Source organism: Paenibacillus eucommiae (assembly GCF_017874215.1).
In the GTDB taxonomy this organism is placed as follows: Bacteria; Bacillota; Bacilli; order Paenibacillales; family NBRC-103111; genus Paenibacillus_AI; species Paenibacillus_AI eucommiae.
In genome coordinates this window covers 1-11,978 of record NZ_JAGGLB010000069.1, presented here as the reverse complement: position 1 = coordinate 11,978, position 11,978 = coordinate 1, and the positions used below count along the sequence as shown (strand labels likewise).

Sequence of the window (11,978 nt, the reverse complement as noted above, 5' to 3'; positions counted from 1 at the left end):
GTTACGGAGTTGACAGATACGTTCATATCAGGGAATGGCTGTGGGAGGAAGAGCGGTAGCGTCCGCCTTTAAAGATTTGTTCCTACCTCCTCATCGATACCATTCAGGGAACAACTCTTTAACAGCGGCTGGAGCCCACAGCCATTCCCTCTACAACGCACCCCGCACCCAAGTCACGAACATGCACCTCAAAGGACACCGCAAGGCGTTTATCTCATTAAGTTTACTGTTTACTTAGCTTCCAAATCATCCAGCGGGTAGAAGATCAGATCTACCGGGAAGTTAGATCCCGCAGGAGGAGTGAACACAATATCCAGGGATTTTTCTTTGCCTGTCGTTTTGGCGAGCACCTGGATGTCTTCAAAGGCGGTTAAAAGTCCTGATTTTGGTACTTGAATCATTTCATCGTTAATCCGGAAGGGGCCTTTGAAATAACCGCCCTTGCCTATAACCATAACAGCCATTCTAGGGGGATTCTCCATATGAATGTTGTAATCCACACCCCAGTTGCCAAAGTTGAGCGACTCCTTCTGCTTTAGAGCATCGTAGCCCTTCACGAAGGGATCGGTTGTCCCGTTGCCAATAACCAGCTTGGAAGGCTTGGTTATGCCGCTGCCGTCCACTTTCCAGTCTACAGTCGAAACTGGGAACGTTCCGCGGACATGCAAATCCGAGAAGAGCGGCTTTAAAGTGCTCAGCGTATCCTTTGTCAAGGTATCGTTGGCGATGAAGGAGATCTGCAGCTCGCCGCTGGATTCCACATCGTAGATCAAGTTGGTGCCCTGCCCCGGGTAGTAATCAGGCAGTCTTGAGTACACATACGTTTCATTCGGAGGGATTACAATTTTCTCATTGTAGGTTTCCCTCATCAAGAAATCTACGGACGCTACGCTTCCTATTAAATTGGCATAAATGGAAGGGTAAACTTCGCCTTTGTTCGTAGTGGTGAGTGTAATCGGCTTATCTGTGTTATTGGTGGCCAGGATGGCAAAAATCAGCGTTTCATCCGTATCGTTAAGGTGATCGGCGTAGAAACGCGCTTTGCCATTGATCGTATCCTGATACAAAATTCCTTTTTCCTCGATCATCTCAGGACTGTCACTGACAAGCAGCGTACGATCTGTGCTGGAGGTTGCCTCCACAGGCAGAGCAGGAATGGTGGTGAAATGCTTCCAGACATACTCCCATGTGCTCTTGATCACCCCTCCAACAGGAGTTGTGTAGAAAGGATACTCAAGCTCAGTTAAATAATGCTCTTCACTGACTGTAATATTACGTGTATAAGTTTCGCTTTGCAGACCAGCGCTATTTGTCACCTGGAGCGTGACCGGATAGGTACCGGGTGTAAAGAAGGCCTCCTTATTTCCAGTCCATTCGTTTTTGTTGAGCGCCTTTTTGTTGGGATCATAGCTCGTGTTTACATATGTAATAGGCTCTCCCAATTTGTAGACGGATTTCCCGGTCATAAACTTGGCTACAGGCGGTGCATAGGAGGGAGCAGAGCTGGCGGCAGGCTTGGTGTACAAAATCTCTACACGCTTAAGCTCAGTATTGTAGGTGTAGGAAGCTCCCAAATAATCTGTAATCCAGGTAACCTTCACAAGCAGACTGCCATTCACAATAGTTGCTACGGAGTCAAAGGGGGTCTCCTGCCCATTAACATATACCTTCTTCTTTCCGGTATCCAGCAGTATGGTGTAGCCAGGCGGCTTCATAACAACTGTGCTGGTTGCGGAATCCCAAACAACAGGGAAGCCAAGGGCATCTCCCAGAAATTTTGTGGGAACGTACAATTTTCCATTGATGCTTTTAGGTGGCGTGTCGAGCTGGATCTGCTCTTTTCCAACAAAAGCGGTAGTCTGGTCTAGATACAAAAGGACGTACATAGAGGAAGCAGTTGCGGCTTGTACGGATGCAGCGGTGAGAGAGCTCATAAGAAAAATAGTGAATAGAAATAATGCGATTTTGTGCTTTGCCTTTTTCATTTGTTTACTCCTTCTTGATTGTCTGGGAACTTGAGCTTTATTTTTGTTACCCAAGGATAAGACGCGTAGGAATGGGAAAGGTTGCGATTCAATAGAATTGGACTTATTTTGTTCATATACAGCATAATTTGGTATAGTAATTAGAGGCCTGTTTTGAAACTAAATTTGTATGCATTGCGTCTATTAGGTTATAGATGGTCACACAACAAATAAGCGGAAGCTTGTGAAAACCAGGCTATGCCAACGTAAATTCTCAGGGGGAAAAAACAATCATGAGCAAGTACCGTAATCGTTTTAGCTTTATTTCATTCTTATTGTTTGCAAGTGTGATAGTTTTACTAGCTGGCTGCAGCGGAGACCCTGCGGATACTGCTAATCCAGGCGGTACAGGCACTCCAGGGCCTACAACGGCGGCGACAGGCGGCAACGGGGGCAGCACAGACAAGCCGGAGCAATCCCCAGATGCTTCAACACCATCTTCCGAGCCGTCGGATAAGGGAACAACCAAACCAACGACCAAGCCAACATCCAAACCAAGTACTAAACCAACGAAAGATCCAGATAAAGGAAACGGGAAAGGTGACTCCGGCACAAATCAGGCGGACCCGGATGCAGTTCAGGTTGTCGCCAATCCGAAGGATCTTGCTGTATTAGTGAATAAAAGCTTCCGCCTGCCTGCAGGCTACAAGCCAGAGACTTTGGTGGAGCCAAATGTGCCCTTCATTTTTAAGGAAAAGCTGGAAAAACGCAAAATGCGCAAAGAAGCAGCAGAGGCGCTTGAAAAGCTTTTTGCAGCAGCCACTGAGGAGGGGGTCAGCCTGGCGGGAGTATCGGGCTATAGATCACAAGCAACACAGGAGGTTCTTTACAATAACTATGTAAAAAGAGATGGTGTGGAAGCCGCCAATAAATATAGCGCAAAGCCTGGTTTCAGTGAGCATCAGACAGGGCTGGTGATGGACGTCTCCGGAATTTCCGGCAAATGTGCGGCCGAGGACTGCTTCGCTGATACGAAAGAAGCCAAATGGCTGGCTGAGAATGCCGCAGAGCATGGATTTATCGTCCGCTATCTCAAAGGGAAAGAATCCATCACAGGCTACCAATACGAGCCATGGCATATCCGTTATGTTGGAGTGGACATTTCCAAAGAAATAGCGGAGCAGGGAATCACACTGGAAGAATATTTTAAAGATACTATACCTGTTACAAAGTAATGATGAAGCTCTGTTTCTTTTTGCTCTCCACGGGGTATGAATAGAGATAAGCCCCTTTGCAAAGGAGAGATTCAGTGATGGATAAAAGCCGATATTGGGTCAGCGTGGGCAATCTGGAGATCCTTCCCCAAGGTGAAGGTGCCAATCATGAATTCGAAATTGAAGCCACCGAAGCGGAAATCACTTATCTTAAAGAGCTGCTTGATCAGCTTGTTAGTGAAGATACGCAGCTGCTCGGCAGAGCGAAAAGTCCTTATGAGAAGCTTCCGGAGGATGATCAGGACGTTAAGAATATCTCTTATGATATGCAATTAAAAGAAATATACCGCTTAATTTACGAACTGGGGAGCAGTGAGACAAAAGCGCATCTCCATGAAACCAATATGAATTTATAACGCGGCAGATTGTGATTCCTAAGCGGAGTGTTTCCCCTTAGGGGGCACAGTCTGTAATGTGCAGAAGCAGATTCAAGGGGAGCACATTCAAGCATTCAGAGCATCGGGAAAAATGTTTTGAAATGAGTAAGAATTAGCGGCAATTAGCGCTGGGCCAGGGTCTACAGGATGCTGACAAAAAAAGTATTGGAAATCATTCAGGAGCGCTTGCTTTACTGAATTTAGTATGGTAAGATGTTGTTAAATGTAAATATGAAACCTATTCACATATCGTAAAAGGTTATCATTTTGTACGATGGAACCCTTTACAATGTGTGAATTTTTATTTTCTTTGTGAATAAAAGGAACATGTTAAATTTATTTTTGGAGGTAATACCATGCAAACAGGTACAGTTAAATGGTTCAACGCAGAAAAAGGATTTGGATTTATCGAGGTTGAAGGTGGAAGTGACGTATTCGTACATTTCTCCGCAATCACTGGTGACGGATTTAAATCACTTGACGAAGGTCAACACGTTCAATTCAACGTTGTTCAAGGCAACCGCGGACCACAAGCTGAGAACGTTGTAAAGCTGTAAGTCAATTTTAAAATGAACTACCCTTGACCTGAGTTGAGGGTAGTTTTTTTTTGTAGTTCTGCATATAAGGTTCGGAATCCAAGGAAGGGGATTACTATGTATTTTCGAAAAAAATCATTAGAAGACATTCCTGAAGAAGATACGATGGTTTGGTCCTGCAGCTCAGAAAGTTGTAAGGGATGGATGCGCGATAATTTCTCATTTGAGCATGCTCCAACCTGTGGGGTGTGTTTCTCTCCAATGATCAGCAGTAAGAAGATGCTGCCTTTGCTTGTGAACACGAACGTTGAAATGAAGGCCATGAAAAAAGGCGTAGCGATTAGGTGAGATGAATTTTATAGTAGCATAATCGACCTCCGTTTCCGTAAAATGGAGGCGTTTTTTTATATTGTGACTTTCTTGGTTTACAGCGATAAAGCGTTAGGGTTGTAATGGGGCAGCTTTTGGAATGTCATGTGAGGCTAAAGTTTTCATGTGTTCACTATCCCTTAGGCTCAGGGAGGATTTTTGAAACCTTTGAAAACCTTGAAACCATTGCTGGTTGTCCATTTAAAATGGCTTGTTCTTTCTGGAGCTGAAAGGGGGAAGGGTTGGAATCCATAGTCTCAATGTTGTCAGGTTTAAGCTGGCCAAATGTGTACGGTCTTTCGTCTGCATTTGGCCGCTTCTAAGGGATCTAAAGGAGCCGCCTCCGCCCTATGCTAAATCCCTTTGCTATAGAGGCACAGCCTCAGGGCGTGTAAGGGGAAGGTGTATGATGAAGGTTGCGCCATGTCCGAGCTCGCTCTCTACGCGGATGGAGGCGTGATGGATATCGAGAATTTTGCTTACAATAGAAAGACCTAGTCCGCTGCCGCTATTTTTTCTGTTCCTCGATTTATCAGCCTTGTAAAAGCGCTCAAAGATATGATTCTGGTCCTCTTTCGAAATTCCTGTTCCTGTGTCCCATATGCGCACTTCCGCCACTTTGTCCCGAAGCTGTAAATGAATGCCGATTGTGCCTTTATGGGGAGTGAATTTGATGCTGTTGTTGATCAGATTGATCCATACCTGGCTCATCAAATCCTCATCGGCGACCAGGCTTAGCTCATCCAGATGGATATCCATGTCAATCTCCTTGTCCTGCCACTGCGGCTCACAGGCCAGAACGATATTCCGCAGCTGCTTGTCGAGCCGGTAGGTTTTGGCCTCGAATGGGTGATGGGCGGATTCCAGTGAAGTCAGTTTAAGCAGATTATCGCTCAATTTGGATAAGCGAAAGCTCTCTGTTTCGATGATGCCCAGATAATGGAGCCGCTCGTCGAAGGTGAGCGATTCATTCTGCAGGGCTCTGGAGAAGCCGCTGATGGAGGTCAGAGGGGATTGAATTTCATGTGATACGTTGGAAATAAACTCCTGCCGCATTTTTTCCATCTGGCTAAGCTCAACGGCCATATGATTTAGGCCCTCGACAAGTACTCCAAACTCTCTGAATCTCGGGTGAGTTTCCAGGTTGACGTTAAAATCCCCCTTAGCCATACGTCTCATGGCATCGACCATCGATTTCAGCAGATGAACTTGTTTTTGTCTGGGACCTAGCAGTGCCCCGCAAATTAATATGATAACGAACGCCAGCACATGTGTAAGCGTCAGCTTCCAATAGCCCGCAAATATGCTGGGTGTTCTCTTCATCAGAAACAGAGCGTAGGTTTGTCCATCCCATTGAACCAGCTGTCCGGTAATAGCGAGGCCAGCTTCCAGAGGGTGCTGCCATGGCTTTTTCTTTACTATTTCACCAGCTAGTACGGAATCGACATCGGCTTGATCAAGCTCTTCAGTAAATTTTTCTGGCTGTGTTCCATAGTAACGAACACGACCGCCCTGCTCGAACAAGGCTAGATGGTCATGGTCAAGCTGAGAGATCTGCTTCATCAGGGTGTCAGTATTGCCGCCGCTCGATTTATTCAAGGCTTCAACAGTTTGGCCGCGTTCCAGCATTTTGTTCCAAGTGTTTTGCTTGCTGTAATTGTCGGAGAGTAATGAAACGATAAGGAAGGCTACGCTCCAGCAGATAAACATGGAGAACAGGACAAGGCTAACTCCTCTTATTAGGCGCCATGTTTTCATGTTGGAACGACCTCCAGGCGATATCCGAGCCCCCGAATCGTATTGATGCGAAAAGAATGCTGGCCCTCTGGAAAGCGCTCGCGCAGACGATTGATATGGACGTCCACCGTGCGCTCGTTGCCCTCGAAATCATAGCCCCAGATGTGTTCAATTAACTGCTCGCGGGAAAAGGTTTTGCCGGGATAGCTGGCCAGCTTGAACAGCAGCTCAAATTCTTTCAGCGGCAGCGTAAAGCTATGGGAGCCGACGGAGCTTTCATAGGTTTTATGATTCAGCAGTAAGTCGCCTATTTGCACTGTCTGTGATGCGGCAATCCGGTATCGCTTAAGCAGTGCCTTCACTCTGACTGCGAGTTCCAAGGGATCAAACGGCTTGACCAGATAGTCATCGGTGCCGAGCTCAAAGCCCTTGACCTTCTGCGAGGTTTCTCCTTTGGCCGTCAGCATAAGCAGCGGCATATCATAATGCTGTCTAAGCTCACTGCAGAGCTGCCAGCCATCCATCCGGGGCATCATAACATCAAGAATAACCATATCGACCTGCAGGGAAGCAAGCTTGGAGAGAGCCTCCTCCCCGTCAGCCGCTTCTACAATCGTATAGCCTTCTTTTTGCAAAAGTACTCGCACCAGCTCGCGAATATGCGGGTCGTCGTCGACAATCATAATTTTGTTCATCGCAGCCTTTACCGCCTTTCTTTCCTGCATTTGCCCTTATACTAAGACTATAGGATACTTATATAAACTGATTATAAACGAAATACACCCGGAAGCATCAACTGACGGATAATATCATAGAAAAAGGCGGAGAATTTCATTGCTGGATGCAGTCAGTCAAACGAATTATATATATACTTTTGCCTGTCATGACGAGGAACAATCGCTTTGTCACCTGGAGCTTCGCAGCCTGTTTGGCGTAGAGCCGTATGAGGGTTACTTGATGAGCACGCTAAAAATAAATGCAAGCCGCAGTCCTTATGTGAAATCACGTGTGGAGATCCTGTATGAGGGCGCAAGTATAGAGGAAATTGCTGGGCGTGTAAAGGATATACAGCTGGAGGGAGCTACCTTCAAAGTCATATGTATAGACTGTACCGCTTCTATGGATTACAGGGAGCAGCGTGATGCTGAACGCCAAATTGGGCTTCATATTCGGGGTACTGCTGAGATGCGTAAGCCAGAGCGGTTGTTCGGCGCAGTAAAGCTTGGGGATCGCTGGTATTTCGGTGACTATACGAAGAATGAAGCTGTATGGCTTCAACATAATAACAAGCCGCAGCATTATTCTACAGCACTAAGCACAAGGGTTGCGAGGGCAATAGCTAATATTGCTGTCCCTCATACGATGGGGATCAAAGCGGTTGATCCTTGCTGTGGTATTGGAACAGTACTGGTAGAGGCTCTTTCAATAGGGATTGATATCGTTGGCTATGATATTAACCCGCTTGCTGTTCGGGGGGCACGCCTTAATTTGGCTCATTTTCAGATGCCTGCAGTAGTCTCGCAAGGAAATATACTTAGCCTAGAGGGGGATTACGATGTGGTGATCCTTGATTTGCCATATAACCTGTGCTCCGTATTGCCGGAGGATGAGCAGCTTCTTATGCTTAAAGCAGCCCGCAGGCTTTCATCTCAGGCTGTCATAATCACAACGGGAGAGATTGATTCGGCAATTGAGCTTGCCGGGTTTAACATAACCGAGAGGGGCTCAGTAAGGAAAGGAAGCTTCGTAAGACAAATCATCGTATGTAGGTGAGACTGCAGGGAAGGGGTGAGCATAAGGCTGGCACACACCGCCTGCAGTCTATATTTCATCTTAATAAAAGAGTCAGGCAGTTCTTATTAAGCATCTTGATTATTGTCGGACTGCTCGTTTGCGTTCTGGGCAGAACTGTTTAGCTGGGATGAAAGCTCCTCCAGCTGCTCCGCGTCCTGCTGATCTTCGGCATTAGCTTGAGCTGCATTCAAGGCTTGCTCAACTGCATTGTTTTGATTTTTTGCCATTTCGAATCACCTCCTTCGTATGTCTAACTATAAGTATGCCTCTTTATCTGGGGGATAATTCTTTGTTTCATCTGCAGAAGGGGAGGGAAGCTTTGACAAAGAATGCATAACGAGGTACAATTGAATTGTGTCAAATTAAATTTTAGGAAATGGGAATGAGACGGATGAACAAACAAGAGCCTCTTCAGCTGGACAGTCAGCTGTGCTTCTCCTTATATGCTTGCTCGAGATCAATTTCACGTATGTATCGTCCATTGCTTGATGGGATTGGCTTAACTTACCCGCAATATCTGGTCATGATGGTGCTGTGGGAGAAGAAGGAGAGTACAGTGAAGGAGCTTTGCGAAGTGCTTGATTTGGATTCTGGAACACTCACCCCAATGCTGAAACGTATGGAAGTGGCTGGACTGCTTCAAAGACAGAGGTCCAAAGAAGATGAACGAATAGTAAAGGTACAGATTACTGAAGCTGGGGCCGCACTACAAGTGAAGGCTGCGTGCATTCCTGAGGCGCTGCTTAGTGCCAGCGGACTGAAGGCCGAGGATGCGGTTCAATTGAACCAGCAAATCCGCAGCTTGCTACAACAAGTCAATCGTATAAATGTATCGTCAGAGGAGGAGATCAACTATGCTAAAAGTGGGGCAACAAGCGCCTGATTTCACAGCTGAAAGCACGCAGGGCATTATAAAGCTCGGGGATTTCCTGGGGGAAAGACCGATTGTGCTGATTTTTTATCCCAAAAACGAGACGCCGGTTTGTACGAAGCAGCTATGTGCAGTAAGGGACTCCAAAGCCCAATATGAGAAGCATGATACCTTGGTCCTTGGTGTAAATCCCGGATCGGTAGAGGATCATCAGCAATTTGTGCAAAAGAATAGATATGACTTTCCATTGATTTCAGATACCGAGGAGAAAATTCGGCAGCAATACGATGTTGCCAAGCCTTTTCTTGGCATACTTGGGATGCAGGAGCGTATAGTTTTCGTCATCGGAAAATCGGGGAAAATTATTTATGCGCGTAAAGGAAATCGTCCAACGCTTGAAATTCTGGAAGCCATTGGACAGGAGACCTCGGCAGCACTTCTTTAACCGACGGACCTTAATAGGCGATCAAAGACAATCCCCCTGCCCGAAGGTAATTATTCGAAAAAGACACGGAGCTCCTTCGGGGCTTCACGACTTTTCCTGGTCACCATATCCATAGTTACGGAAGTTACTAGTGCATCAGCGCACAAGACGTCTTCTTGATTATAGATTTCTTGCTTAAAAACATAGCTGCTTCTTCCAATCCGTTCCGGACGGCATAAGACCCGCAGCTTGTCGCCTTGCCTGCATTCATGCTTATAGCTAATATGGATGTTTACGGTTACGGTCTGAATGCCCATATCACTAAATGCATCATAGGGCAGGTTAGCCTGCTCGTACCACTCTTCACGTCCCCATTCCAGATACTCTAAATACTTGGCATTATTCACATGCTTGTTAACGTCAATTTCGGTGGAGCGAACGATAATATCGAGGGTGGATTCCATGTGAACCTCCTGAGAGTTAAAGTAATAGACATGCAAAAGCACCGACTTCAACAAGAGGTCAGTGCTTTTATTTGTTCTTGCGAAGAAGCCTTGCCCCGGTTTACGAACCTTTTTTATTGGAATTGGAAAGGTTGGGAAGCATCTTCATATCCTTCACCATAACGGATTTACATACAGGACAAATAGGGCTTTCTTCAAAGGAGAAATTTTCTCTCATCCAGCATGTACAATGTTCAGTACTGCACATCCAAACCGAGGTTTGTTCTTCTGGGACGGCCTCCATATTTTTCTTTGAGAAATACAAATGAACCCCTCCTTAGAATTATCCACAGGAAATTTCTTCGCAAGCATAATTGTATGCTCATCTGTGGAAGCTATCATGGTGTAAGCTTAGACCTAGGCATGTACGGATTTTCCGCCATAAAAACGACAACTATATTAGTTTATGCCGGGTTCTCTGGGTTGAGAACCTGAGCTTTGAACTTAAGAGGTTGCAGGCTATGAAAGAAAAAGAACTGCCCAATCCGGACAGTTCTTTGGCATACGAAAGACTACAGTTTCACTACGTTCTCAGCTTGTGGTCCGCGGTTGCCTTGAACAATGTTAAATTGAACGCGTTGACCTTCGTCCAAAGACTTGAAGCCATCGCCGGTGATTGCGCTAAAGTGTACGAATACGTCCTTGCCGCCTTCAACTTCGATAAATCCAAAACCTTTTTCTGCGTTAAACCATTTCACTGTACCTGTTTCCATCTTCAAAAACCTCCAAAAATAAATTGTGTGTTGAACTTACACTTAAGCAAAAATTCACACATTACAAAGAGTAATCGATGCTAATGTGATCAACCCTTTATAATATGTGAATTCAGGTCTTCATATATGCCAACTCCTATATTATAGCATATTTTTGCTGCTGTTAACAACTGCCAGGGCAAAGATATGTATAATAATTTGGTATATATATGGATGCTCAAAATCGTTTTTAGCCTGGATTCATCCTTTATATTATCCGAATAAATGGGTTTTAATACCTGCAAATCGGACAACTTTATTTTACCCTTATTTTGGGTCATAATAAGAAGGCAAGCCAAATGAGAGGAGAGGTATATGATATGTATGAAATAGCTATAATTGGAGCAGGTCCAGCTGGAGGTAGTGCGGCCATTTTCGCTGCTAAATCGGGGAAGAAAACATTGGTCTTAGATAACGATCAGAGTGTTACGAAGCGGGCTTGGTTGGAAAATCATTACGGTGTTTCAGAAATTGCAGGACCAGATTTAGTTGATATCGGCAAAAAGCAAGCGGCTAAATTTGGTGCAGAGTTCGTCACAGGCAAAGTGACCAACATTGAAAAAGCGGGCGAAGGCTTCAAGATTGAAACAGATGAAGGAAGCTATGAAGCACAGCATGTCATTCTGGCTACAGGCCTTTCCGTTGAACTTGCCCAAAAAATTGGTGTGAATACCAAGGATGGTGTTGAGCCAAGGATTAAAACAATAGTGGATGCAGACAGCAGCGGCAAAACAAATGTAGCTGGTATCTGGGCGGCTGGAACAGTAGCTGGCGTAAGCATGCACACGATCATTACAGCAGGTGATGGAGCCAAGGTGGCGATTAATATCATTAGCGCAATCAATGGTGAGCGTTATGTGGATCACGATGTAATCAAGTCTTAACCCAAGTCTTTAATCGAAATCTTAATCAAAATCTTAATTAGCATATAGCAAGTTGAGGCTGCCAGGGATATTCGAGGCAGCCTTTTTTATGTGTTTTTAGAAGGTATATTTGTTGGGGGATGCTGGGAAAATTTCAATTACACAGTGCAGCTTTACAGTGGTAAAGTAATCAATATTGCTATTCAAGCTATTCATGCTCCAAGGGAATCATAAAGGAAGCTCAGATTTTCACTATCGCCACTATCCCTTTCCCTCAGGAAAGCAACCTCTGCTGGCTGTCCGTTTAAGCGCGGCTGGTTCGGCACTTTGAAGCTGAGCGGGAAGGGATGTGGGAGGAGCGATGGTGGCAGCTAGTAAGCAGCCCGCTTCCCCCGAATGGAGCATGTGCTTCACTTAAGCGATGTTTATACGAAAATAAAACTGAACTCCTTGGCTAAAATGATGTTAGAAGGCAAAAAAAGGCCTTGTGCTTTTAAAAGTAGTTAATGCCCTT

The 11,978-nt window shown here is 45.4% G+C and carries 15 protein-coding genes; 8 read left to right on the top strand and 7 right to left on the bottom strand.

From position 1 onward, the window contains the following. Nucleotides 1-230: 230 nt before the first annotated feature. Nucleotides 231-1,985 (bottom strand): stalk domain-containing protein, encoded by a 1,755-nt coding sequence (locus J2Z66_RS42135; protein WP_209980063.1) that lies wholly within the window; start codon nt 1,983-1,985, stop codon nt 231-233. A 272-nt stretch (nt 1,986-2,257) separates the two neighbouring features. On the opposite strand from J2Z66_RS42135, the gene J2Z66_RS42130 reads away from it, so the two are divergent. From J2Z66_RS42130 to J2Z66_RS42115, 4 genes are all read left to right on the top strand, one after another. Further along, complete coding sequence (locus J2Z66_RS42130; protein WP_209980061.1) at nt 2,258-3,199, top strand: M15 family metallopeptidase; 942 nt, start codon at nt 2,258-2,260, stop codon at nt 3,197-3,199. 77 nt (nt 3,200-3,276) lie between these two features. After that, a complete protein-coding gene (locus tag J2Z66_RS42125; protein ID WP_209980059.1) occupies nt 3,277-3,594 on the top strand; it encodes a hydrolase in 318 nt (105 codons plus the stop codon). A 377-nt stretch (nt 3,595-3,971) separates the two neighbouring features. Further along, nucleotides 3,972-4,172 carry a cold-shock protein gene (locus J2Z66_RS42120; RefSeq protein WP_209980057.1) on the top strand — a complete coding sequence of 67 codons (201 nt, stop codon included), beginning with the start codon at nt 3,972-3,974 and terminating at the stop codon, nt 4,170-4,172. A gap of 96 nt (nt 4,173-4,268) precedes the next feature. Next, nucleotides 4,269-4,499 (top strand): cold-shock protein, encoded by a 231-nt coding sequence (locus J2Z66_RS42115; protein ID WP_209980055.1) that lies wholly within the window; start codon nt 4,269-4,271, stop codon nt 4,497-4,499. Nucleotides 4,500-4,886: 387 nt separating this feature from the next. Here the strand turns inward: J2Z66_RS42115 and J2Z66_RS42110 are convergent, their stop codons facing one another. Continuing rightward, nucleotides 4,887-6,278, bottom strand: a complete 1,392-nt coding sequence (locus tag J2Z66_RS42110) for a sensor histidine kinase (protein ID WP_245376249.1) — start codon at nt 6,276-6,278, stop codon at nt 4,887-4,889. Continuing rightward, the gene (locus tag J2Z66_RS42105; protein ID WP_209980054.1) at nt 6,275-6,952 is read right to left on the bottom strand and encodes a response regulator transcription factor; all 678 of its coding nucleotides are present in this window, start codon (nt 6,950-6,952) and stop codon (nt 6,275-6,277) included. Before J2Z66_RS42105 ends, J2Z66_RS42110 begins: the two co-directional genes overlap by 4 nt. Before the next feature lie 142 nt (nt 6,953-7,094). Between J2Z66_RS42105 and J2Z66_RS42100 the strand changes: the two genes are divergently transcribed. Beyond that, nucleotides 7,095-8,030, top strand: coding sequence for a TRM11 family SAM-dependent methyltransferase (locus tag J2Z66_RS42100; protein WP_209980066.1), 936 nt, complete (start codon nt 7,095-7,097; stop codon nt 8,028-8,030). Nucleotides 8,031-8,116: 86 nt separating this feature from the next. Here J2Z66_RS42100 and J2Z66_RS42095 read toward each other — a convergent pair whose 3' ends face one another. Further along, entirely contained in the window at nt 8,117-8,278 is a 162-nt protein-coding gene (locus tag J2Z66_RS42095; protein ID WP_209980051.1) for a hypothetical protein, read from the bottom strand. 164 nt (nt 8,279-8,442) lie between these two features. Between J2Z66_RS42095 and J2Z66_RS42090 the strand changes: the two genes are divergently transcribed. Beyond that, complete coding sequence (locus tag J2Z66_RS42090) at nt 8,443-8,934, top strand: MarR family winged helix-turn-helix transcriptional regulator (protein ID WP_209980050.1); 492 nt, start codon at nt 8,443-8,445, stop codon at nt 8,932-8,934. Continuing rightward, complete coding sequence (locus J2Z66_RS42085) at nt 8,906-9,367, top strand: peroxiredoxin (protein ID WP_209980048.1); 462 nt, start codon at nt 8,906-8,908, stop codon at nt 9,365-9,367. The genes J2Z66_RS42090 and J2Z66_RS42085 overlap by 29 nt, the downstream gene beginning before the upstream one ends. A gap of 50 nt (nt 9,368-9,417) precedes the next feature. On the opposite strand, the gene J2Z66_RS42080 is transcribed toward J2Z66_RS42085, so the two are convergent. The 3 genes from J2Z66_RS42080 to J2Z66_RS42070 form a co-directional block, all read right to left on the bottom strand. Then, nucleotides 9,418-9,810 carry an acyl-CoA thioesterase gene (locus tag J2Z66_RS42080; RefSeq protein WP_209980047.1) on the bottom strand — a complete coding sequence of 131 codons (393 nt, stop codon included), beginning with the start codon at nt 9,808-9,810 and terminating at the stop codon, nt 9,418-9,420. Nucleotides 9,811-9,910: 100 nt separating this feature from the next. Beyond that, nucleotides 9,911-10,114, bottom strand: a complete 204-nt coding sequence (locus J2Z66_RS42075; RefSeq protein ID WP_209980045.1) for a cold-shock protein — start codon at nt 10,112-10,114, stop codon at nt 9,911-9,913. A gap of 247 nt (nt 10,115-10,361) precedes the next feature. Beyond that, nucleotides 10,362-10,562 (bottom strand): cold-shock protein, encoded by a 201-nt coding sequence (locus J2Z66_RS42070; protein ID WP_209980042.1) that lies wholly within the window; start codon nt 10,560-10,562, stop codon nt 10,362-10,364. Between the two features lie 359 nt (nt 10,563-10,921). On the opposite strand from J2Z66_RS42070, the gene J2Z66_RS42065 reads away from it, so the two are divergent. Then, complete coding sequence (locus J2Z66_RS42065; protein ID WP_209980065.1) at nt 10,922-11,485, top strand: FAD-dependent oxidoreductase; 564 nt, start codon at nt 10,922-10,924, stop codon at nt 11,483-11,485. The last annotated feature ends 493 nt before the right edge of the window (nt 11,486-11,978 follow it).